Here is a 23,560-nt window from a genome sequence, read left to right as displayed (position 1 = left end):
TCCAATATTGGAATTTTCATATTGCCTTTTAATTGCTTTGAATAAATAAAAAAACAATTTCTAAGCAAATTATTTATTTTCATCAATTCCGCCACCTAATGCTCTGTATAGATCAATATCAGCATTCAGCTTTTCAGCTTTGACGTTGATGTACTCCAAATCATTTTGCAATTTATTATTTTGAGCCGTAATCACCTCAAGATACGTTGCCATTCCACTCTTGTAAAGCTTCATCGCATCGTTGATTCCCTTTTCTAAAATAGAAGTTCGCTGTTCCAGAAGACTCAATCTTTCGCTGCTTCCCTGAGATTTTGCCATGGCATCAGAAACTTCACCGACGGCAGTCATCAATGTTTGTTTAAAAGCAATAACTGCTTTTTCCTGTTCAATTATCGCAGTTTCATAGCCTGTTTTCATTTGTCTTTTATTCAGAAGAGGCATTGCTAAATTGGTAGCCAAAGTTTTTGTAATAGAGCCGGGAAGATCAAACCAGGTATTGATTTTATTTGAATTAACCCCTATTTGTGGTGACACACTTATACTTGGATACATTGCTGCTTTTGCCAATCCTGTTTTTGCATTCAGGCTTACTACATTGAGTTCGGCAGCTTTTAAATCAGGTCTTCGGCTTAATAATTGAGCCGGAATTCCGGAAGACATTTGATGATCAATAATTAACGCATCAAAATTTGCAGCTCTTTCTACAGAACTTGGATATACCCCACAAAGAATACTCAATGCATTTTCCTGAACCGAAATATTTTGCTGAGCCAAGGGAACCAACAACTCAGCCGTTTTCTTTTGAGCTTCTGACTGCTGTATTGTAAGTGAATTAATTTGTCCTGCGTCGTACTGCAACTTCATCATGGAGAGTGTTTTGTCACTCAATTCAATATTTTGCCGGGCAATTTTTAACTGCTCATCCAAACTGATGAGGTTGTAATAAGCTTTAACTACCTCAACAATAATCCTACTTTTCAGTGCATCTCTATTTTGTTTTTGTGCGAAATATTCAGCGGCGGCAGACTCTTTCTGCATTTTTGCTTTACCCCAGATATCAACCTCCCAAGATAATTGCAGATTGGCACTGAAATCATCGAGATATTTCGCACCTGTAAACTGCTCATTAAGTGAACCGTTCAAACTGTTTTTGGAAGCCCAGGTTCTATTGGCTCCTGCATTAAAATCCAGCGTAGGCATCAATGTATTTTTTGCCTGTCTGTAAGCCAGATCAAGTTGTTCGATATTTTTTAAGGCAACATTGATTTCATTATTTTTAGCTAAAGCTTTTTCAATTAAAGCAACCAATTTCGGGTCTTTGAAAAATGTTTTCCACGGCAAAACGATGGTGTCGCCCGTAACCTGAACCTGGTGTTGATAATTTTCAGGGATATTGAGCTCTGGTCTTATATAATCTTTTTGAATAGCACAGGACACCAAAACTGAGGTCACTGCGCCTGCAAAAAGAATTTGTTTGATATTAAATATTTTCATTTGAAATTTGATTTTGTGGTGCGATAGAAGGCTTTTTTGAAGAAATTTTTTCATCTAAATATTGAAAAAACATATACAAGACCGGAATAACAAAAATTCCCAGAACAACGCCGCTCAACATTCCCATTGCCGCACTTACACTGATGGATTTATTTCCTGAAGCCATCCCGCCTGCCGAGAGCATTAAAGGAATCATTCCAACAATAAATGCTAATGAGGTCATAATAATCGGACGCAATCTTGCTTTCGCACCTTCCAAGGCCGATTCAACAATGGATAATCCTGATTTCCTTCTCTGAACAGCAAATTCTACAATCAGAATCGCATTTTTGGCTAAAAGTCCAATGAGCATAATCAGACCGACCTGTACATAAATATTATTGTCCAATCCAATAGCTTTGATTCCTAAGAAAGCACCCACAACTCCGGTTGGGATGGAAAGCATTACTGCCAAAGGAAGAATGTAACTTTCATACTGCCCCGCCAATAAAAGATAAACGAAAAGCAGGCACAACCCGAAAATAGCGATCGTCTGATTTCCTGAGGATTTTTCTTCCAAGCTTAAACCTGTCCATTCATAACTATAATCAGAAGGCAATTTGTCCAAGGTTTTTTCCAGTTTTCCTAATAATTCTCCGTTGCTGACTCCCGGTTTCGGGGTAATCAAAATGTTGAGGGAGTTGTATAGGTTGTATCTTTCAACCGATTCGGGTCCATAGACTTTTTTAAGGGTTACCAAAGTACTTGCAGAAACCATTTCTCCTTTATTATTCTTCACGAAAATATCATTAAAAGCCGTTTCATCCATCCTGAAAATTCCGTCTGCTTTTATATTAACTCTGTAGAATTTTCCAAATCTTGAAAAGTTCTGCGACTGGTCTCCTGAAAAATAGGTCTGAACCGTTCCCAGTAATCCTGAAATACTTACGCCTAATTGTTTTGCCTTGTCTTCGTTCACTTCAAGTTCCAACTGAGGATAATCTGCACGAAACGTTGTGTAAGCAGAGCCTACTTCCGGCAATTGCATTAGCTGTCCGGTCAATTCATCAGCTTTTGCTTTCAGAACCTGTGGATCTCTTCCCATTCTGTCCTGCAAAACAATTTCCGCATCGTTGGTTACGCCATATCCTTCCACCGGAGGCATTCTGAATGTCATAATACTGCCTTCTTTGATCACAGATAATTTGTCGTTGATAAGGTTCATCACCTCATCAATATCCTGAATTTTGCCACGCTCTTTTTTAGGTTTAAGCTTTACAAACCCCATTGCATAAGCAGGACCGGAACCGTTGCTTAAAAGATTAAAACCACTAATCGAGGTATTGGTTTCGACAGCTTCAATACTTTTGAAGATGGTACTGACTCTATCTGTAACTTCGGTAGTTTTTGTCAAACCGGTTCCGGGAGGCATACTTAGAGAATACATCATAAAACCGTCATCTTCCATCGGTACAAAACTTCTTGGAGTACTTATCATTAACCAGGCTGAAAAACCGATAACTCCTGCAACCAAACCTGCTGCAATCCATTTTCTTTTTACCAAAAATCTTAATCCGCCAATATAACGGTTGGTCATATTGTTGAAACCTGCATTGAAAGCCGTTGAAAATCTCTGAGTGAAATTTTTTGACTTTTCCTGATCTTCTCCGGAATGATTATTTTTAAGGAATACAGCACATAAAGCTGGCGTTAAAGTCAATGCATTGACAGCCGAAATAATAATGGCAATCGCTAAAGTATAGGCAAACTGTTTGTAAAATAATCCCGCAGAACCCGACATAAAACCAATCGGAATAAATACTGCAGACATGACCAATGTGATGGAGATTACGGCTCCCGTAATTTCGTGCATTGCTTTATGGGTTGCTTCTTTTCCTGAAAGATGGGTTCCTTCCATATTGCTGTGAACAGCTTCCACAACGACAATCGCATCATCCACGACAATTCCGATGGCTAAAACTAAAGCGAAAAGAGTCAGAACATTAATGGTAAATCCTAAGACCAAAAGGAAAAAGAAGGTACCGATAATCGCAACTGGAACCGCAATCGCAGGAATAATCGTCGATCTGAAGTCCTGAAGAAACAATAAAACAACAATAAAAACTAAGATGAATGCTTCGATCAAAGTAGATTTTACCTGACTCGTTGCTTCATCCAGTTTGTCCTTAGTACTCATCACTTTAGTGAACTTTATACCCGGAGGAAATGATTTTGATAGCTGTTCAATGGTTTTATCGATACCGATTTCAATTTCATTGGCATTGGAACCTGTCGTCTGCAAAATAGCAATAGTTACCGCATTTTGTCCGTTAGAAAGGTTGTCTCCACTATAAGAAATCGACCCGAATTCTACCCTTGCAACATCTTTCAGTCTAATTAATTGGTTACCGCTATTTTTTACGATAATGTTTTCGTATTCTTCAGGCTTGTTCTTTTTTCCTTTGTATCGGATAACGTATTCCAGAGCTGCATTAGATTCTTCGCCTAATTTCCCGGGTGCAGATTCTAAACTGTGGTCGGCAATGGCATTGGAAATATCGGAAGGCTCAAGACCATACGAAGACATTTTCTGAGGATTCAGCCAGATTCTCATCGAATAATCTTTTATACCAAAAACCTGAGCCTGCCCCACTCCTTTCACTCTTTTAACCTGCGGAATCAGATTGATATTGGCATAATTCTGAAGAAAAGTTTCATCATATTTTTTATTATCATCAGTATAGATATTGAAAATCAACACCATACTGTTCTGCTGTTTCGAGGTCGTTAAACCCATTCTCACCACTTCCTGCGGAAGGATCGGTGTAGCCTGCTGTACTCTGTTTTGTACATTGACCGCAGCCTGGTCTGCATTGACACCCTGTTTAAAGATAATGGATATGGAGAACGAACCGTCATTGCTCGCATTTGATTTGATATACACCATATCTTCCACCCCATTGATCTGTTCCTCAAGTGGCGTCACCACCGAACGGATGACCGTCTCACTGTTTCCACCGGGATAAGAACCGGAAACTGTAATCGTAGGTGGAGAAATATCGGGAAAACGGGTTACTGCCAACTGATTCAGCCCGATAATTCCCAATATCACGATGATAAGGGAAATAACAGTAGCCAATACAGGACGGTCTATTATTTTTTTTAACATTTTAAATTTCTTTTTTAAAGGATTAATTATTGTGCTGAAATAATTTTCGGAACGACATCTGCGCCGTCTGTAAGCGCATCAATTCGGTTAACGGCAATCTTGTCACCCGCCTTTATCCCGGATGAAACGAAGTAATCCTGTGGTGTTGTTTCTGAAACTTCAATGGGAATCATCTGTACTTTTTTACCATTGAGTTTATAGACAAAAAACTTATCCTGAATATCTTTTACAGCAGTTTTAGGAACTCTTAAAACAGCATCTACATTCTTGTGAATCAGCACTCTTGCGGTTCCCCCGGCTCTCAAAAGTTTGTCTGGATTTTGAAAAACCGCTTTCATTTGAATGCTTCCTGTAGTTCTGTCGAAATTTCCGCTGGCATTTTCTAGTTTTCCTTTGTAATTGTAAATCGAACCGTCTGCAAGAAGCAGCTCTATGTTTCCTGTGTGATTTTCTGAAGCTGACATTTTACTATACGTGATAAAATCTGCCTCGCTCATTGTGAAATAAACATTCACCAAATTAATATTCGAAAGGGTGGTTAAAGGAGAAGAATCTGAAGGCGAAATCAGATTTCCAATTCTGTTGGGAATTCTTCCAAGAAAACCACTTACTGGAGCTTTAATATAAGTGAAATTGGCATTGATTTTAGACGAGCCTAAAGCGGATCTTGCCTGCGCAACCTGCGCCGATGCCGACTGATAATTTGCCTGAGCCGTTTTAAGCTGCATATCAGAAACCACATTTCCTTGCACCAAAGGTTTTAATTTTTCAACTTCGAGTTTTGCAGTTGCCTGATTTGCCAAAGCGGCTTTCAAAGCAGCATCGCTGTTGTTGACCTGTTCGTTATAAACGGAAGGATTTATTTTAAACAAAGCCTGTCCTTTATTCACATACTGACCTTCTTTTACATAAACGGCGTCAAGATAACCGGTTACCTGCGCTTTAATATCTACATTGTCCTGTCCTTCAATACTTCCGGGATAACCGGTGGAAACATCGGCATTTCCTGATTTTAGCTGTATAAAATCTGTCGGTATCGCTGTCGTCTGCATTTCATTTTCCTGAGAGCTTCCCGAATTGCAGGAATACATCATCACAGCCATGGAAATTGAGAATACCAAATAAACTGTTTTGTATTTCATAATCATTATTTTTACTTATAATCATCTGCAAAATAACCTTATAAAACAGAGGTTTTAATCAACAACTAAAGCGAAACGGAATTATTTGTAGATGAAGCGTAGGATACTGAAAATGAAAAATTTTGTATTTTTTTAAAAGAATAGAACCTGTACTAAAAAACAGAATGCCTCTGTAAACTTTCACAGAGGCATTCATTTTTTAAACGAAGTATAAATTGCTCTTCAGCAATATCTTAATAATCCATCCAGGTTTTAAATATTGAAGCTTTTTCACGGCTTACGATAACGTCTATTTCAGGATGTTTTTTGAGTTCAAGTTTCAGTTTTCCGTTAAAGTGATTGAAAACGTGCTCTACGGAATCAATATGAATAATAAACTGACGGTTAGCTCTGAAAAATACTTTTGGATCAAGTTGTTTTTCGAGCTCTTCCAAAGTTTGGGGAACCGTTTCTATCATTCCTGTTTTAAGCACTGTTTTGCTGACACCGTGTTCTGTATAAAAATATAAAACATCTTCTGTCAAAACCGTTTTATAACCATCACGATGCGCCAGAAGAAAACGCTTTCTGTAGTCTTTAGGTTGAATATAATTAAGCAAACCTTCGATGGCATTGGAATACGAAGGAAAAGTCTCAACTGAGCTTTCATACTTTTTTAAGGCACCTTCAAGCTCTTCTTCTTCGATCGGTTTCAGCAAATAATCAACGCTGTTATACTTAAAAGCTTTTACTGCATATTCATCATAAGCTGTTGTGAAAATGACAGGACTTTTGACTTCGAAGCGATTGAATATTTCAAAACTCAATCCATCTGAAAGACGAATATCCATCATAATGATATCGGGCACATTATTGTTTTCGAGCCAGTTGACAGCTGAAGAAACAGAATCTTCCACAGAAAGAATTTGCGCTGCCGGACGCAGTTTCAGCAACAATCTTTTGAGCCGGTCTGCATTTGGTTTTTCGTCTTCAATGATTAATATTTTATTGATTTTCATATAACGGAATTTTAGCAATAAAATCCTTATCAGTCTTAAGGATAATTGGTTTTTTATCTCCTAAAAATTCAAACCGGCTGATGATATTTTTAATTCCGACATCAGCAGATTCAATTTTATTAACCAATGGGGAAAGTGAGTTTAAAACCACTAAACATTGATCATTTGTTGTATAAACTTGGATTTTTAAAGGATTAGATTTTGAGGTTTGATTATGTTTTAAAGCATTTTCTACCAAAAACTGAAGTGCTAAAGGCGGAATCAAAAACTTTTTGAAATTTTCATTCACAGAAATCTCAAAATGTACTCCTTCACCAATTCTTTTTTGAGTTAAATAAATGTAGGAATTTAAAAATTTCAGTTCTTCCTCAAGTGTAATTGTATCTTTTTTTGAATTGATGAGAAGGTAACGATAAACTTTCGCAAAACTCTCAGAATATTCATACCCCAATTGCTGGTCTTCCAGAATTAATTCCGACAAAACACTGAGATTATTAAATATAAAATGAGGGTCAATCTGTAGCTTTAAAGCCTGAAGTTCGGCTGCCATTGCGGCTCTTTTGTGCTCGGAGGATTTGAGTTTATGCTGGGTAGCTTCCAAAGCGGTTTTTTTCCAGTTATCCAATAGGAAATCTCCTGTATTGATCGCACTTATCAATAACGAAACTACAATATTGGTGGCGATCCATTGCGACATCAAAGTGATTTCTTTCCGGTAATCAGAGGTCGTTGTATCGGTAAAGGTTTCAAAAATAAAATTGATTAGTATAACTAGAAAAATACTTCCAACAACCTGAAGAATAGTTTGAGTAACCAATCTTCTTATACTTCTTTCATTCCACGAAATTATCTTATCGAGATAATAATCTATCAGCAAGCTTACTTCCGCAATGATGATTGAGAAAAATAGAATCCAGAAAAAATCTTCAAGAATATATAATATAGGCTTTTCGATTAATTCTTTGTAATAAAAAGGGTCGATCAAATAAATGAAAGTATAGGAAAACACGAATGCTATTGTCCAGATTAACAATCTTTTTTTTAATCCATACAAAAGTTTTTTCTTTTTGGCAGCCATAGAACAGCACGAGTTTTTATGAATGTAAAGATAAATATTGAATCAGAGAAAAAAAGAAGTTTCTAAAGTGAAGCGGTAAAACATCATTGTGAAACGTTAGATTAGATATTTAAAGTTTCAAATAGCAATTCCGAAAAACAAGTATTAATATTAATTACTCCGAATTCCCAAAATGATTGATTATTTTGTTTTACTGAACTTACCCGTACAAACATCAATAAATATCTGAAGATATGCCATTTTTTTTAATAATTGAGGTAAATGACAAAGCTTATGAGAAAGAAAAACTAATATTTACATGTATTAAATGTGTCTAATTAAAGTAATATAAAGTCAAACAATGACAACTTTAATTTTTGATCATGATATAAAATTTATTTAAAATATTTTCTAGTGATTTCCAACCATCAAGTAAAACTTCAAGTTCATTCACTCAATTCAACAGACTAATTTTTAGGTTTGGAAATCACATAATTCCGATCTCAATAATACAATCAGAGTTTCAAATAGTCACTTATTGTTTCCAGCACACCGAATTCGTCATTAGAAAGAGCAGAAAATGAAGCCGCCTCTTTCACAGAAGAATGGGCATTTTCCATAGCATAAGAATACTTTGATTTTTCCAGCATCGTGATATCATTCATGTAGTCTCCAAACGCCATCGTTTCCGAGGGTAAAATATTCAGTTTTTTCTGGAGAATCTCTAATGCTTTTCCTTTGCTGATGTTTCGGTTCATAATATCAACCCAATATTTTCCTGAAACCACGACTTCAAGATTTTTATTTTCAAACTGTTTAAGATAAGGATAAAGATTTTTTTCAGAACCTTCCGGATGATAAACTGCAATTTTAAATGTGTTATCCTCTAATTCGTTTGTCAAGTCATCTACTTTTTGATTTTCCGTATAATATCTGGTAAAATAATTGACAAATTTTTCATCTTCACTTTCATAATAGGCTTTTTTCTGTGCCGATAATACCGCTCTTGCGCCAGGAATTTCGCGAATGGTTTCGATGATTTCTTTTATAAATGAATTTTCTAATCTGTCTGCAAAAAGTTCTTCATTTTTATAAATGACATAACCTCCGTTTTCAGCAATAAAGCCAATTTCGTTTTCTATTTCTTTAAAATATTGCGTAATTCCGGGCATTTGTCTGCCACTCGCAGGAACGAAAAGGATATTTCTTTTTTTGAGTTCTTTATATATTGCAGGAAAATCCGGACTTACTTCATAATTTGAGTTAAGAAAAGTGCCATCCATATCGGTGACAATCAGTTTAATGTCGTTCATAAATTTTATTTTATAGAAAAATCGTCTGATTTTCTATGATTAATAAGAGCTACGCAAAGATAAAACTATCTTTTTACTTACTTTTATAATGAATTGTCGAAAGATTTTTCAAAATTTCAGCACTTTGTTCCGGCGTGATGTCACGCTGTGGTTCTGCCAGCATTTCGTAGCCAACCATAAATTTTTTGACTTCTGCATTTCTCAACAACGGTGGATAAAAATGCATATGGAAATGCCATTCAGAATGCGGTTTTCCATCTGTTGGTGATTGATGAATCCCTGCTGAATATGGAAAAGAAATCTCAAAAAGATTGTCGTATTTTGTAGTTAAATCTTTTATTATTGAAGCTAAAGAAAGCTTTTCTGAATCAGAAAACTGCAAAATATTTTCCGTCTTTCTTTTGCTGATAATCATTGTTTCGTAAGGCCAGACTGCCCAAAATGGAACTAAAGCCACAAAATCTTCATTTTCCAGAATAATTCTTTCTCCGGCTTCCAATTCTTTTTTAACGTAGTCTTCCAGAAGTGATGTTCCGTTTTTCTCGAAATACTTTTTCAAATTTTCCTGCGTTCTCAAAACTGTCGACGGAATCGAAGACTGCGCCCAGATTTGTCCGTGAGGATGAGGGTTGCTGCACCCCATCACGCTTCCCTTGTTCTCAAAAATCTGAATATGGTTGATATAATCTTCATCTCCCAACTCTTTATATTGCTCTTGCCAAACATCTACCACTTTTTTTATATCATCGACTTCCATTTCCGGCAAAGTAAGACTATGATTTTCCGAAAAACAAATCACTCTGTTAATCCCACGTTCCGGCTTTAATGAAAAAAAATCAGATTGTTCTTCAGAAAATTCAACATCATCTTTCATCAAAGAACCAAAGTCATTGTCAAAAACAAAAACACCTTTATAGTAAGGATTTTTATCACCATTCACACGCACATTTCCCGAACATAAGTAACAATTCGGGTCGTGAGCTGGAAGTTTTTCTTCAGCTACTTTTTCGGTTTGTCCCTGCCAAGGTCGATTGGCTCGTTGCGGAGATACCAGAATCCACTCATTCAAAAGCGGATTGTATCTTCTGTGAGGGTGCTGCTTTTGATTAAATGACGACTTCATTTCTTTTGTATTCTCTGATTCCATCTGATATTTTTACACGGTACACTATCATTTCGATGTCAAAATCTGCTTTGTATTTTTCGCTGATGTTTTTAATCACATCATCCACATTTTCATCTTTAATAAGATTGATGCTGCATCCGCCAAAGCCGCCACCCATTATTCTTGCACCCAAAACACCATTTTCCTTTAAAGTTTCTTCCACTATAAAATTGAGTTCTTCACAACTCACTTCAAATTCAGTAGAAAGTCCGGAATGCGTTTCGATTAGAAGCTGTCCTAAATATTTCACATCTCCCTCTGATAAAGCTTTAGCAGCTTTTTCAACCCTTTTGATTTCCTTGAGAAGATACAGACATCTTTTGTATGACGTCTCCCCTATTTCCATTCTTACTTCATCCAGCATTGAAAAGCTGAAATCTCTGAATTTTTCTATTTCAGGAAATTTTTCCCACAAAACTTTCTTTCCGTTGTCAACATCTCTTCGTCTGTCGTTATAGCCGGAAGTCAGATGCGTATGTTTTACGCAACTGTCGAAAAGCACCAGACTGTAACCTTCAATATTAGCTTCAAAATACTGATGCTCGAGAGAATTGCAGTCGAGCATAATTACTTGATGTTTTTTGCCGAAAACGGATGCGAACTGGTCCATAATTCCGCACTTTACCCCAACAAAGGTATGTTCGGATTTCTGACCAATCAGCGCCAAATCTTTTTTAGATAAATTCAAATCAAAAATCTGATTGAGAATATAGGCAAATCCACATTCCAAAGCTGCCGACGAAGATAAGCCCGAACCCATCGGAATCGTACTGCTGAAAGCGATTTGCAACCCCCCAATCTTTTTTCCGATTTCCTGAATGGCATTGAAAACCCCCAGCAAATAATTAACCCAAGTCTGCGAAACCGGAACTTGTTTCTGATGAATATTAAAACTAAAAGATTCATTAAAATCTTTGGCAAAAAAAGTACAGATTTTGGAGTCCTCCATCTTTTTTACGGCAAAACAAATATGTTTGTCAATAGCGGCAGGAAGTACGAAGCCATCGCTGTAATCAACATGTTCGCCGATAATATTAATTCTTCCTGGAGCCAGAAAAAAGCTTTCAGGTTCAGATTGAAAGAAAGTCTGGAATGCTTCTTTTGTGTAATTGATTAAATTCTCCTGCATAAAATCTGCAAATTATATTTTTATAAGGTTTAAAGTTAATAGTGATTAAAGTTACGCTTTTCTGTTTAAGTTACTGTCCTGCTCAGTCGGAAAAACTATTCCGGAAAGACTCCTGATTCTGTCTAAAGTCTGCATCAGCAAAATACTGTCGGAGTGCGGAACAATTTCACTTTCTTTTATTCCATTCATAAGACAATTCGTGGCGTGACGGGCTTCGTATTGATAACCAAGACCTTCTTCTTTTTCAGTTTCGATGAGCGTTTTTTTTCCATCTGTGTAATATTCTAAACAAGAAGTTGAATCGTAAAATGGTGATGTTAATTTTAATCGGCCAAGCGTTCCGCAAATTTCGACTTCAGTTCCTAAATTCGCTGAAATTGAAGAAAAAAGACTTGCCATTGCTCCGTTATTGTATTTAAAAACAACCGCACATTGCTCATCAATTCCCTGTTCTGTGGAATTGACGTTAACATTAATTTCATCTGGTTTTCCTAAAATATCCAGCGTTGTAAAGATATTGTAAATCCCGATATCCATCAACGAACCGCCACCTAATTCCGGATTGAACAGACGTGAATTTGGTTCTGCGTTGGCTTTAAAACCAAAATTTGCCAAAACAACTTTGATGTCTCCTAAACTTCCGCTTTTGACGATTTCTATCATTTTTTGATAATGAGGAAGAAATTTCGTCCACAAAGCATCCATCAGAAATAAATTTTTCTGACGTGCTAACTCTATCATTTCTGAAGCCTGTTTTTCATTCAGCGCAAATGGTTTTTCACAGAGAACGGCTTTAGCATTATTCAGACAGAGTAATGTATTTGGATAATGGAGATTATTGGGTGTTGCAATATAAACGATGTCAACATCAATACATTTTGCAAGTTCTTCATAGCTTCCAAAACTTAATGGAAGGTCAAATTCTTTGGCAAAACTTTTAGCATTTTCCAATGAACGGGAACCGACTGCGACCAGTTCGGCATTTTCCACAAACTTTAGGTCTGCTGCAAACTTATGTGCAATTGTTCCTGTTCCAAGAATTCCCCAACGTATTTTTTTCATATTGATTTTCAGTTAGCTTAAATCCAAATTGTTTTTATCTTTTGTGAGTATCTGATGTCGTTTTAAAACCGTATTAATTTAACCACTAAGAACACAAAGAGATTCACAATGAGCACAAAACTTGTGACCTTCGTGAGAAACCTTGTGTATATTGTGATTTAAAATAACCGCATTTTTAGCAATAGAATATTACAGACTTTATGATTTTCTTTTCATTACTTTTTTTGCGGCTTCAACAATGTCATTGGCGGTCAATCCGTATTTTTCCATCAGTTGGTCAGGTGTTCCGCTTTCTCCAAAACTGTCGTTTACCGCAACATATTCCTGAGGTGCAAGATATTCTGTAATCAGAAGCTGTGCAACGCTGTCGCCCAATCCGCCTAATCGGTTGTGTTCTTCCGCAGTTACCACGCAACCCGTTTTCTTCACTGATTTTAAAATTGCTTCAGCATCCAAAGGTTTAATCGTGTGAATATTGATAATTTCCGCATCAATTCCTTGTTCTTCGAGAATTTCGCCAGCTTTTATCGCTTCCCAAACCAAATGTCCCGTTGCAATGATCGTTACATCTTTTCCTTCATTGACCATCCAGGCTTTTCCGATTTCAAATGTTTGATTTTCATCGGTAAAAACAGGCATAACAGGTCTTCCGAAACGCAGATAGACCGGACCTTCATAATCTGCAATGGCAATCGTTGCTGCTTTGGTCTGATTGTAGTCGCAAGTGTTGATGACTGTCATTCCGGGAAGCATTTTCATTAATCCGATGTCTTCCAGAATCTGGTGTGTTGCACCATCTTCACCTAAAGTCAATCCGGCGTGAGAAGCACAGATTTTTACATTTTTATCAGAATAGGCAACCGACTGACGAATCTGGTCATACACTCTTCCTGTCGAAAAGTTGGCGAAAGTTCCTGTGAAAGGAATTTTTCCTTCGATGGCTAAACCAGCCGCAATTCCTATCATATTGGCTTCTGCAATTCCAATCTGGAAAAAACGTTCCGGTGCTTTTTCGATGAATTTTTCCATTTTCAGGGAACCTATAAGGTCGGCGCAAAGTGCTACGACATCAGGATTTTTGTCTGCCAGTTCTGCAAGACCGGCTCCGAAACCGCTTCGGGTATCTTTTTTTTCTGTGTAGGTATATTTTTTCATTTGATTTAATTTGTTGATGGTTTTACAAAATATTTTTTTTTGAATACTAAAAGCTTTACAGGTCACCTCTACGAGGTTTTGCGATGCCAAATTATTTTGATCTATTATCAGTTCGCTCCTACGGAGCATTTATTATTCTAAAACGTATTTAGATTGAGCCACAGCGTGGCGAACTGTTAATAGCAAAATTAAGTTTAGAGCATCAAGCTCCGTAGGAGCGACCTGTAATTTAACATCACAATAAATTCCATTGTTCTTCCCGAAAACTTTTTCTCTTGAATGTTTTGTTCGTTGATTGATTGGAACGGCGAATCTATCTCCACTTTATTATTTTTATTTTGAATCGATGAATCTCGTTCCTCGATTTCTCGCAGCCCGGCTTGAGTGGAGCTCTTTTTGCAAATTTCGATGCTGGAAAAAGGATTGGCAAATTTGCAAAAAAGCGGGAACGGAAGACGGATAAAGCTGCCCAAATAAATCATAAATTAATAATCGCCCAAAGTTTCTTCCAACTGGTCTAAAGCTTTTGCCAGTTGCTCATCGTTAGGTGCTTTTCCGTGCCACGCGTGACTTCCCATCATATAATCGACACCATGACCCATCCCGGTTTTCAGGAGAATACAAATCGGCTGTCCTTTTCCGGTCAATGATTTTGCTTCGTCCAGAACGTTCAGAATTTCCTGCATATCGTTTCCGTTTTCTACTTCCAGAACTTTCCAGTCGAAGGCTTCGAATTTGGTTTTAAGATTACCCAAAGAAAGGACTTTGGAAGTCGGACCGTCAATCTGCTGACCGTTGTAATCTATGGTTGCAATCAGATTATCAACTTTGTTGTGAGAGGCATACATTATGGCTTCCCAGTTCTGCCCTTCCTGCAATTCGCCATCGCCATGAAGTGTGAAAACGAGATTTTCATCTTTGTCCAGCTTTTTACCGACTGCGTGACCGATTGCCACCGACAAACCTTGTCCTAGAGAACCGGAAGCAATACGAACGCCAGGAAGATGCTCGTGCGTTGTTGGATGTCCCTGTAATCTTGAATTCAGTTTTCTGAAAGTTGCCAATTCGCTTTTATCGAAATAGCCTGCGTGCGCCAAAACACTATAAAAAACAGGCGAAATATGACCGTTGGACAGGTAAAAAACGTCTTCATCTTTACCCTTCATATCAAATCCTTCTTTTCTTTTCATCGCATCAAAATAAAGAGCGACCAGAAAGTCTGTGCAACCCAGCGAACCGCCGGGATGACCGGATTGACAAGCATGAACCATTCTTACAATATCCCTTCTTACCTGCGAAGCAATATTTTTGAGTTTTGAAATATCGTGCTGCATAAATTATTGCATTTTTTGTGAATCTTTTACGAACTGCTCTAAACCTGAATCTGTCAACGGATGTTTCAACAACGAAAGTATTGCCTGAATCGGGCAAGTCACGACATCGGCGCCGATTTTTGCGCAGTTGATGATGTGCATTGAATGACGAACGGAAGCGGCAAGAATCTCCGTTTCGTAACCATAATTATCGAAAATGGTTCTGATTTCCTGAATCAAATTCAAACTGTCTGTCGAAATATCATCCAATCTTCCTAAAAATGGAGAAACATACGTTGCTCCGGCTTTTGCGGCTACAAGTGCCTGTCCAGGAGAGAAAATAAGGGTACAGTTGGTTTTGATTCCTTTGTTAGAAAAATATTTGAGAGCTTTTACACCGTCTTTTATCATCGGAATTTTCACAACGATGTTTGGATGAATTGCGGCAAGAATTTCGCCTTCTGCAATCATTTCTTCATAAGTCGTGGAAAGGACTTCTGCTGAAATATCGCCGTCAACAATTTCGCAAATGTCTTTGTAATGTTGCAAAATAGCTTCTGTTCCGCTGATTCCTTCTTTTGCCATCAAAGATGGATTGGTTGTAACGCCATCCAGAATTCCGAGGTCGTTGGCTTCTTTTATCTGCTCTAAGTTGGCAGTATCAATAAAAAATTTCATAAAATGTAGTTTAATTCTTTTAAGTGTTAAAAATACACTTAACTGATGAAATAAACAATTTTAGTTTAATTTATTTTTAAGAAAAATATCATTCCATCACATAATTAAACTCTTTTCTATACTGAGAAGGACTTTTCTTGATAAATTCCTTAAAGGTTTTGTTGAAATAGCTAAAATTATTAAAACCGCTTTCAAAACAAACATCTGTAATGCTCAAAGGTTTTTCTGCAAGCAATTTCAGTGAATGTGTAATACGATATTCATTGACAAATTGAGTGAAGGTTTTATTGGTGATTTTTTTGAAATACCGGCAGAAAGAAGGCACTTTCATATTCGCCAAATCGGCAATTTCGTCCAACGTAATCTGCTCTTTAAAATGATCTTTTACATAATTGAAGATATGATTGATCCTTTCGTTATCCTCAACCTGAGTCTGCAGGTAATATTTTCCGGCGTTGAGAATTCTGTAATCATCTGTGACAGAAAGTTCGTGAAGAATTTCAAAAAACTTCAACAGTTTTTCTAAGGATTCTGACTGATGCATCTGGGAAATCTTTTTTCTCATTACTTTTTTCACATCGTCGCCAAAGACCATTCCGCTTTTAGATTTTTCCAACATGGCGTGAATTTTTTTCATTTCAGGATTTTCCCAAATCTTTTCACCCAGAAAATCAGGCTTAAACTGAATCACCATTTCATAATCGTTATTGGTATTTTCATTGGTTAAACCACAATGTGGTAAATTACTGCCAATCAACACCAGATCACCTTCCGTAAAGTAAGAAATATTACTTCCTATCTGCCTTTTGCCGGAACCTCCTTTTACAAAAATCAATTCAATCTCAGGATGATAATGCCAAACGTGGGATTTTATATTCTCATTTCTCTGAAACTTAAGACTCGTAAAACTGCTCCCTATATTAGGATTGATGGCTTCAAATGCAGGACTGTGATGTTTCATAATTTAATTATCAATCAAAGTTACAAAATAACATTTACAAAATTAACTGTTCATATTTAATTAACATACAACTAAGGTTAATATAGAACATAAATATGAAAATTGCATTCTAAAATCTAACAGGGAAACGCTATACATTTGCAGTATCAATATTAGTAATCTAAAACACTTTTATTATGAATAATTTATTAAAAATCAGTCTATTTGTTTTGTTTCTTTTAAATTCAGCAGATGTAATGAGTAAAGACAGAGACTTTTCTGTATCATTCGGAAAGGTAAATTCTAAAACCCTTAGTTTTGAAGTAAACAATGCGCAAAATATCTCTCTGTTTGTATACAATGATAATCAAGGAGAAATCTATTCTGAGGAAATAGGAGATCAAAATTTTATTTCGAAATCATATAATCTTGAGACTTTAACAGACGGAACTTATTATCTGGTTGCAGAATCTGATTATAAAATTGAAAAATATAAAATCAGTATCCAAAATAAAGATATGGTGGTCGAAAAAACTCCTGTAAGCGAAATCATCAAACCGGAATTTACGATCAATAACAATATTGTAAAACTGAATATGGAAGATATGGAGGGCTCTGTAAACGTTTCTGTTCAGGATTTTTCTGATAATGTATATTACAATGAAACTAAATTTGCAAAAGATAGCAAGCTTAGTTTAACTTTCAAACTTGATCCTAAAACTTCTCCAAGTTATATCATTGCGGTTGAGAAAAACGGTAATATATTCAGTAAAATTATTGCTCTTAGGTAATTAGATTCATACTGATTAAAAGCGGCTCTTCCTTTTCGAAAGAGCTGCTTTTTTTTAGTTGTGGTGCCCCATATTGAGTTTAATCTTTTTCAAATCTTCCAACTCGTGAACAGGTCTTTCGATATCATAAGGAATCGGCATTTTTGAAAACGTCTGGAAATACAACAGACAAGCATCCTTCCACCAAACAGCATCTTTTGCCTGAATTTTAAATTTAGATTGAACATCTTTAAATCTTTGCTCATCAACATAAGGCTGCATTTTATCCCAAACTTTTTGATAGTCACGGACATTTTTTACGCCTGTATCATATTTATAACACAATTCATCCCACAATGTTTTTCCATCTTTCATCTGATAATCCCAAGGAACGTGATGGAACCATAGAATTAGGTTTTCGGGAGTTGTTTTAATATTTCCGTAGATGTCGTTGAGTGGAGAAAAATATTGTGAAACAGCATTGCTTCCCGTTTTGGTTCTGTCAAAACCGATTCCCTCTGCATTAGCCTGATGATAATACACAGGTGACCAGTCTGGTCTTCCGCCTTTGTAATCTCCCCACGGTTCCGGACCGTAATGATGTCCACCTGCGAAAATATGGTGCAAACCAAGCGGCATCATATAATCTACGGCAGTTTCTCTTGAAGTAAGCATCATTTCTTTTACAGGAGTAAGGAATTTTTCATTGTCAGTGAAGGTCATTTTTATCCATTCGTCGGCAATCTGTTCCGAAGTCAAATTGTGGCTCCAAGCTAAACGTCCGAAAGCATACCAATTGGCTTGTGCAAAATGATGACCCGTCCAGTTTTTATCTTCTCCAATGTTTGCAACAGCAGAAATGGCAGTTAATTTTGCATGTCTTAAAGTTCCGTCCGTAATTTTGGCAATAGTAGAACCTTTTCCTTCAGAATATGTGTCGCTGTCTAAAGTTTCTTTAAACAAAAGTGCGAGAAAAACTAAATGATTTGAGAAACCCAAATATTCCTGAGTAATTTGAAATTCAATCATTTCCGGCGTTTTTTTCAAAGCTCCGAAAAGTGGATTAAACGCTTCACGAGGCTGAAAATCAACAGGTCCGTTTTTAATCTGAATAATGACATTATCCCTGAATTTTCCATCAAGTGGCACAAATTCCAGATAAGCCTGTTTTGCTCGGTCTTCTTTGCTCGGACTGTACACAAACGCTCTCCACATCACGATCCCACCGTAAGGTTTCAAAACGTCAGCCATCATATTAGCGCCATCAGCGTGTGTTCTTCCGTAATCCTGTGGACCAGGTTGTCCTTCGGAATTGGCCTTCACCAAAAAACCTCCAAAGTCAGGAATTAATTTATAAATTTCTGATGCTTTATCTTTCCACCATTTCTGAACCTCTTTATTTAAAGGATCAGAATTTTCTAATCCACCTAAAACTTTGGGTGATGAAAAATTAACAGATAAATAAACTTTGATTCCGTAAGGTCTGAAAATATCTGCAAGTGCTTTTACTTTTTCCAGATAGTCTTTGCGGAGCATATTTGGTGAAGCATTGACGTTGTTGAGAACAGTTGCGTTAATTCCAATCGAAGCATTCGCTCTTGCATATTCTTCGTATCTCGGCGAAATCGTATTTGGTAACTCGTCCCATTTCCAAAGTGAATGTCCGGCATAACCGCGTTCAATCGTGCCATCCAGATTATCCCAATGATTAAGGATTCTGACATCGTAAGAAGGTTTTTCTGTAATGTTGAGATTGGTTGTAGAAGCTTTCGTCTGCTGAAGTCTCAAGATATGGTAAACTCCGTATAACAATCCGATTTCTTTTTCGGCAGAAATGACCAGTTTATGCTGAACTGATTTTATGGTATAACCGCCTTTCAGATTTTTTAATGATTTGTCGGTTCGAAGTTCAATTTCCTGACCTTGCCAATGATTCATTAATTCTTTTTTGGCTATATTCAAAGTCGGATTGTTTCCTTTGGAAATAATTTTATCTGCTGAAATTCCATTTTTAGCCGGAAATCGAAGCCAAAGCTGACTTCCGTCTTCTGCGAAAATTGTTAATGGAATCATTAGAAATAATAGGATATGCAGTCGGAAATAGCGCATTAGATTTTCTTTTAATTTTTATTTAAATAAATTTTGGCTAAAGCCAAATTGTATCTCTTCATCTTTAAACGGGCTAAAGCCCGTTCCTATTGATAATAGGATTTCATCCTATCCTTCGTTAAATCGTCCCTTCGGGACTTTTTATAGATTATTCTTCTAAACCTTCAATGGTTTTAATTTTACCATCGTTGTCATATTCCAATTCGATTACTTTCATACTTCTGAGCCAGGTTTTTCCTTCGCTCGGAACAGAATCGTGGAAGAACAGATACCATTTTCCTTTAAATTCAACAATACTGTGATGGGTTGTCCAACCAACAACAGGCGTCAGAATTTCTCCCTGAAAAGTAAATGGACCATAAGGATTGTCTCCTGTTGCATAACATATTAAATGCGTGTCTCCGGTGGAATATGAGAAATAATATTTGTCGTTGTATTTGTGCATCCACGAAGCTTCAAAAAATCGATGCTTGTCACCGTGAAGCAAAGGATTTCCGCTTTCATCCAGAATCAGAACATCTTTAGGCTCTTCTCCAAACTCCAGCATATCATCGCTCAATAAAACAACTTTTGAAGGAATTGCCTGTTCGTTATCATTTGGAATTACTGCAGATTCTAAGGCTTTGTTGTTTCTGTATCGCTGCAATTGTCCGCCCCAGATTCCGCCAAAATACATATAATGTTTTCCATCCTCTTCAAAAATACAAGGGTCGATGCTGTAACTTCCCATCATCGGATGTTTTTCCGGAATGAACGGACCGTAAGGTTTGTCGCTTACCGCAACACCGATTCTGAAAATATCATTTTTATCTTTTAACGGAAAATACATATAATATTTTCCATTTTTGAATGCCACATCACAATCCCACAATTGCCTTCCCGACCAAGGAATATCTTTTACCGAAAGGACAACACCATGGTCTGTAATTTCGCCATTTTCTACATTATCAAGAGAGAAAACGTGATAATCATTCATATCAAAATGGTCTCCGTTGTCGTTTTCTTCGATGCCGCTTTCACGGTCGTGTGAAGGGTAAATGTACAACTTGCCTTCAAAAACGTGTACAGACGGGTCTGCCATATAATCTTTAGGGAAAAGGTATTTTGCTTTGTTCATTTTATAGTTTAGATTTTTAGATAATAGACTTATAGAGGATAGATTTTTCAAACCTTATAGGTTTTTTAAACCTATAAGGTTGAATTGATATATGATTATTTTTCTTTTGTTAACTGAATGATTTTTTCCACCACAGGTTTTGTCTGATAATTCCGGTCAAAAAGTAACGGATAATCGGTTCTGCCTTTTACCGGGAAATCATTTTTCCAGGATTGGGTATCGGTAGTTCCCCACAGAGTTACTCTTCTGATTTTATCCTGATGTTTGATGAATAATCTGAAAAAATCCAGATAACGGCTTTCCCATTCTGTTTTTACGTTTTCGGGAAGTCCAGCTGTGTAAGGATTCATTTTTGCTTCATATTCTACTTTATCGGAAACGTTTGCGGAAGTTCCCCAAGGTGAAGGCAGAGCGCTGATTTCCATTTCGGTAACATTGATTTTTACTCCGGCTGCTGCATAATCAATAATTGCTTTTTCGTATTCTTCCATTTTCGGAGTGTCCAATCCTACGTGGGTTTGCATTCCTACCCCATCAATTCTGATTCCTCTGGATTTCAAATCTTTTACGATTTTGGTAACGGTTTTTACTTTTTCCGGAAACCATTCGTTGTAATCGTTGTAATAGAGTTCTGCATTCGGGTCAGCTTCCTGCGCATATTGGAAAGCGAGCGGAATAAATTCTTCACCCAGAATTTCGTAAAATTTGCTTTTGCGATATGTTCCGTCTTCCATAATGGCTTCATTCACTACATCCCAACCTTTGACACGACCTTTGTATCTGGTGACAACGGTGGTAATGTGACTTTTCATTCTTTGTTTTAAGACTTCCGGAGAAACGTCTTTTCCGTCTTTGTCTACGAAAAACCATTTTGGTAATTGGGAATGCCAAATCAACGTGTGACCGATGATGAACATTTTATTTTTTTCTCCGAATTCTACGAATTTATCTGCATCATCGAAAAAGAATTTGCCTTCTTCAGGTTGAAGAAACATAGATTTCATACAGTTTTCTGCAACGATGGAACTGAACTGATTTTTAATAATTTCTACAGATTTTACCTCCTTCTCGTAAATCTGTGGAAGACTCATCGCGGTACCGATGTAGAATTTATTTTTGTAGGCGTCTTTCAGGGAATTTTTTGAGGATGCCGAACTTGCTGTTTTGCACGAGACGGTCAAAGTTAAAATTCCTAATAATGCGACTATTTTTTTCATTGTTAATTTTTAAACTTTATTTAACAGGTCGCCTCTACGAGGCTTGATGGCTTGTCTGATATTAGTTATTAACAGTTTGCTCCTACGGAGCTTTTGTTATTTTGTTTTTCTTTTAAAACCCTAAATCTAAAGCATAGCCAATATTATCTTTAAAGGTAAAATTTGTTTTATGCTGAATCTCGCAGCCCGGCTTGAACGGAGCTCTTTTTGTGAAGCGAAGCGGAACAAAAAAGCGGGAGTGGAAGACGGATAAAGCTGCCCAAATTTTTATTATACCCTTAATCTTTCGCTATTCTTCTTTCTTTAAGGTCGTGCTCGATTTCGATTTCTTTTTTCTTATTGATTTCGTAGAACATCAGCAATCCGCACGCTAAAAAGAACGGGATTGACGGAAATACGCTGACCAGCATTTTGGCACCTGTGGAAACGGTTTCCGGCTGTATCACGTTGACTGCACCTTCTGAGGAAATATAACCGTATTTTCCGATAATTAATGCAACTAATGAACTTCCAATGCTTAATCCAACTTTCAAACCGACCATCATTGCCGAGAAAATAATGGCTGTCGCACGTCTGTTGTTTTTCCATTCAGAATAATCGGCAACGTCGGCAATCATCGCCCAAAGTAATGGCGTTCCGATTCCGTAGAAGAAACCGTGTAAAATCTGGGACAAAAACATTAATCCGACTGATTTTGGCGGATAAAATATAAATGCTAAAACAAATAATGTTGAAATAAACAAAGAAGCGATGAACGCATCTTTTTTCCCATATTTGTCTGCAAACTTTTTCGAGAAAGTAATGCCGATAATCATCATAATGATTCCGCCTGCATTGAACAATCCGAAACCTGCTGAACGAGGGTCTTCTCCGAAGAAATTCATTCCGATGGAATTGAAAAATGCAGTAATTGGTGATATAAATTGCTGAAGTGAAGCTTCATCTACATAATTATTAAAATAATACACATATGAACCGCCTTTCATTGCCAAAGTAATGAAAATCAACGCAGTAACCGACAACATAATAATCCACGGCTTGTTTTTCTTTAAATCCTTTAAATCGGCACCTAAAGTAGATTCCTGCTCCGGCTTTGGAATGACTCTTTCTTTAGTCGTGAGAAAAGTGATGAGCAACATTACCGTTCCTATAATTGCAAGCCAGGTCATTACCACCTCGATTCCGGCTGCTTTGTCGCCGTGTCCCGCAGACAAAATAATCGGCAACATAAATACCTGAACAAAAAACTGCGCAAACATTACAGCTACAAAACGGTAAGAAGAAATACTGTTACGTTCGCCCATATCGCCTGTAATCACGCCACTCAAAGCTGCATAAGGTAAATTATTGGCGGCATACAGCAACAGTAAAACAGAGTAAGTAACTGCTGCATAAATCATTTTTCCTTTATAAGAAAAATCGGGTGTGCTGAACGCAAAAAGTGCCGCTGCACCCAACGGAATTGCCGTTAATAAAATCCACGGACGGAATTTCCCCCATTTCGTGCGTGTTCTGTCTGCTAAAGCCCCAATCAAAGGATTAAAAACAAAACCAGCCAATAATCCGACAACAAGTGTAATGATGGAGGCATCTTCCGGTTTTAATCCGTAAATATCGGTGTAAAAATAAGCCAAATAGGTTACCAACGTCTGGAAAACCAGATTGGCGGCTAAATCTCCTAAACTGTAGCCGATTTTCTCAACGACAGATATTTTTTGAGATGAGTTGTTCATATAAATTAGATATTAGATGA

18 protein-coding genes are annotated in these 23,560 nt (G+C 37.0%); 1 reads left to right on the top strand and 17 read right to left on the bottom strand.

Annotated elements, in window-relative coordinates:
* Positions 1-69 precede the first annotated feature (69 nt).
* The 13 genes from FOL89_RS00995 to FOL89_RS00935 form a co-directional block, all read right to left on the bottom strand.
* Positions 70-1,494, bottom strand: coding sequence for an efflux transporter outer membrane subunit (locus FOL89_RS00995; RefSeq protein ID WP_144280986.1), 1,425 nt, complete (start codon positions 1,492-1,494; stop codon positions 70-72).
* Entirely contained in the window at positions 1,481-4,642 is a 3,162-nt protein-coding gene (locus tag FOL89_RS00990; RefSeq protein ID WP_144280985.1) for an efflux RND transporter permease subunit, read from the bottom strand. The genes FOL89_RS00995 and FOL89_RS00990 overlap by 14 nt, the downstream gene beginning before the upstream one ends.
* Before the next feature lie 26 nt (positions 4,643-4,668).
* Complete coding sequence (locus tag FOL89_RS00985; protein ID WP_185146879.1) at positions 4,669-5,784, bottom strand: efflux RND transporter periplasmic adaptor subunit; 1,116 nt, start codon at positions 5,782-5,784, stop codon at positions 4,669-4,671.
* A gap of 233 nt (positions 5,785-6,017) precedes the next feature.
* Positions 6,018-6,782 carry a LytR/AlgR family response regulator transcription factor gene (locus FOL89_RS00980; RefSeq protein WP_144280983.1) on the bottom strand — a complete coding sequence of 255 codons (765 nt, stop codon included), beginning with the start codon at positions 6,780-6,782 and terminating at the stop codon, positions 6,018-6,020.
* Positions 6,769-7,860, bottom strand: a complete 1,092-nt coding sequence (locus tag FOL89_RS00975; RefSeq protein WP_144280982.1) for a sensor histidine kinase — start codon at positions 7,858-7,860, stop codon at positions 6,769-6,771. The genes FOL89_RS00980 and FOL89_RS00975 overlap by 14 nt, the downstream gene beginning before the upstream one ends.
* A gap of 494 nt (positions 7,861-8,354) precedes the next feature.
* Entirely contained in the window at positions 8,355-9,152 is a 798-nt protein-coding gene (locus tag FOL89_RS00970) for a Cof-type HAD-IIB family hydrolase (protein WP_144280981.1), read from the bottom strand.
* A gap of 73 nt (positions 9,153-9,225) precedes the next feature.
* The gene (locus FOL89_RS00965) at positions 9,226-10,299 is read right to left on the bottom strand and encodes a UDP-glucose--hexose-1-phosphate uridylyltransferase (RefSeq protein ID WP_144280980.1); all 1,074 of its coding nucleotides are present in this window, start codon (positions 10,297-10,299) and stop codon (positions 9,226-9,228) included.
* Entirely contained in the window at positions 10,259-11,446 is a 1,188-nt protein-coding gene (gene galK / locus FOL89_RS00960) for a galactokinase (protein WP_144280979.1), read from the bottom strand. Before galK ends, FOL89_RS00965 begins: the two co-directional genes overlap by 41 nt.
* A 51-nt stretch (positions 11,447-11,497) precedes the next feature.
* Positions 11,498-12,508, bottom strand: a complete 1,011-nt coding sequence (locus tag FOL89_RS00955; RefSeq protein ID WP_144280978.1) for a Gfo/Idh/MocA family protein — start codon at positions 12,506-12,508, stop codon at positions 11,498-11,500.
* 198 nt (positions 12,509-12,706) lie between these two features.
* Complete coding sequence (locus FOL89_RS00950) at positions 12,707-13,663, bottom strand: transketolase family protein (protein ID WP_144280977.1); 957 nt, start codon at positions 13,661-13,663, stop codon at positions 12,707-12,709.
* Positions 13,664-14,148: 485 nt separating this feature from the next.
* A complete protein-coding gene (locus FOL89_RS00945; RefSeq protein ID WP_144280976.1) occupies positions 14,149-14,997 on the bottom strand; it encodes a transketolase in 849 nt (282 codons plus the stop codon).
* A gap of 3 nt (positions 14,998-15,000) precedes the next feature.
* Positions 15,001-15,654 (bottom strand): fructose-6-phosphate aldolase, encoded by a 654-nt coding sequence (fsa, locus tag FOL89_RS00940; RefSeq protein ID WP_144280975.1) that lies wholly within the window; start codon positions 15,652-15,654, stop codon positions 15,001-15,003.
* Positions 15,655-15,742: 88 nt separating this feature from the next.
* Positions 15,743-16,615: an AraC family transcriptional regulator gene (locus FOL89_RS00935; RefSeq protein ID WP_144280974.1), complete on the bottom strand. Its 873-nt coding sequence runs from the start codon at positions 16,613-16,615 to the stop codon at positions 15,743-15,745.
* A gap of 176 nt (positions 16,616-16,791) precedes the next feature.
* Between FOL89_RS00935 and FOL89_RS00930 the strand changes: the two genes are divergently transcribed.
* Complete coding sequence (locus tag FOL89_RS00930; protein ID WP_144280973.1) at positions 16,792-17,385, top strand: hypothetical protein; 594 nt, start codon at positions 16,792-16,794, stop codon at positions 17,383-17,385.
* Positions 17,386-17,439: 54 nt separating this feature from the next.
* Here the strand turns inward: FOL89_RS00930 and FOL89_RS00925 are convergent, their stop codons facing one another.
* From FOL89_RS00925 to FOL89_RS00910, 4 genes are all read right to left on the bottom strand, one after another.
* Positions 17,440-19,437 (bottom strand): alpha-glucuronidase, encoded by a 1,998-nt coding sequence (locus tag FOL89_RS00925; protein ID WP_394344710.1) that lies wholly within the window; start codon positions 19,435-19,437, stop codon positions 17,440-17,442.
* Between the two features lie 184 nt (positions 19,438-19,621).
* Complete coding sequence (locus FOL89_RS00920) at positions 19,622-20,590, bottom strand: glycoside hydrolase family 43 protein (protein WP_144280971.1); 969 nt, start codon at positions 20,588-20,590, stop codon at positions 19,622-19,624.
* Between the two features lie 95 nt (positions 20,591-20,685).
* Positions 20,686-21,807, bottom strand: a complete 1,122-nt coding sequence (locus FOL89_RS00915; protein WP_144280970.1) for an endo-1,4-beta-xylanase — start codon at positions 21,805-21,807, stop codon at positions 20,686-20,688.
* 278 nt (positions 21,808-22,085) lie between these two features.
* Positions 22,086-23,540, bottom strand: coding sequence for an MFS transporter (locus FOL89_RS00910; RefSeq protein WP_144280969.1), 1,455 nt, complete (start codon positions 23,538-23,540; stop codon positions 22,086-22,088).
* Between the last annotated feature and the right edge of the window lie 20 nt (positions 23,541-23,560).

This window comes from Chryseobacterium echinoideorum (assembly GCF_007474535.1).
Classification (GTDB): domain Bacteria; phylum Bacteroidota; class Bacteroidia; order Flavobacteriales; family Weeksellaceae; genus Chryseobacterium; species Chryseobacterium echinoideorum.
This window is presented reverse-complemented; position numbering and strand designations above follow the sequence as displayed.

Coding starts and splice junctions, on each gene's coding strand:
- FOL89_RS00995 (WP_144280986.1), bottom strand. CDS start 1,494: ATGAAAATATTTAATATCAAACAAATTCTTTTTGCAGGCGCAGTGACC.
- FOL89_RS00990 (WP_144280985.1), bottom strand. CDS start 4,642: ATGTTAAAAAAAATAATAGACCGTCCTGTATTGGCTACTGTTATTTCC.
- FOL89_RS00985 (WP_185146879.1), bottom strand. CDS start 5,784: ATGAAATACAAAACAGTTTATTTGGTATTCTCAATTTCCATGGCTGTG.
- FOL89_RS00980 (WP_144280983.1), bottom strand. CDS start 6,782: ATGAAAATCAATAAAATATTAATCATTGAAGACGAAAAACCAAATGCA.
- FOL89_RS00975 (WP_144280982.1), bottom strand. CDS start 7,860: ATGGCTGCCAAAAAGAAAAAACTTTTGTATGGATTAAAAAAAAGATTG.
- FOL89_RS00970 (WP_144280981.1), bottom strand. CDS start 9,152: ATGAACGACATTAAACTGATTGTCACCGATATGGATGGCACTTTTCTT.
- FOL89_RS00965 (WP_144280980.1), bottom strand. CDS start 10,299: ATGGAATCAGAGAATACAAAAGAAATGAAGTCGTCATTTAATCAAAAG.
- galK (WP_144280979.1), bottom strand. CDS start 11,446: ATGCAGGAGAATTTAATCAATTACACAAAAGAAGCATTCCAGACTTTC.
- FOL89_RS00955 (WP_144280978.1), bottom strand. CDS start 12,508: ATGAAAAAAATACGTTGGGGAATTCTTGGAACAGGAACAATTGCACAT.
- FOL89_RS00950 (WP_144280977.1), bottom strand. CDS start 13,663: ATGAAAAAATATACCTACACAGAAAAAAAAGATACCCGAAGCGGTTTC.
- FOL89_RS00945 (WP_144280976.1), bottom strand. CDS start 14,997: ATGCAGCACGATATTTCAAAACTCAAAAATATTGCTTCGCAGGTAAGA.
- fsa (WP_144280975.1), bottom strand. CDS start 15,654: ATGAAATTTTTTATTGATACTGCCAACTTAGAGCAGATAAAAGAAGCC.
- FOL89_RS00935 (WP_144280974.1), bottom strand. CDS start 16,615: ATGAAACATCACAGTCCTGCATTTGAAGCCATCAATCCTAATATAGGG.
- FOL89_RS00930 (WP_144280973.1), top strand. CDS start 16,792: ATGAATAATTTATTAAAAATCAGTCTATTTGTTTTGTTTCTTTTAAAT.
- FOL89_RS00925 (WP_394344710.1), bottom strand. CDS start 19,437: ATGATTCCATTAACAATTTTCGCAGAAGACGGAAGTCAGCTTTGGCTT.
- FOL89_RS00920 (WP_144280971.1), bottom strand. CDS start 20,590: ATGAACAAAGCAAAATACCTTTTCCCTAAAGATTATATGGCAGACCCG.
- FOL89_RS00915 (WP_144280970.1), bottom strand. CDS start 21,807: ATGAAAAAAATAGTCGCATTATTAGGAATTTTAACTTTGACCGTCTCG.
- FOL89_RS00910 (WP_144280969.1), bottom strand. CDS start 23,540: ATGAACAACTCATCTCAAAAAATATCTGTCGTTGAGAAAATCGGCTAC.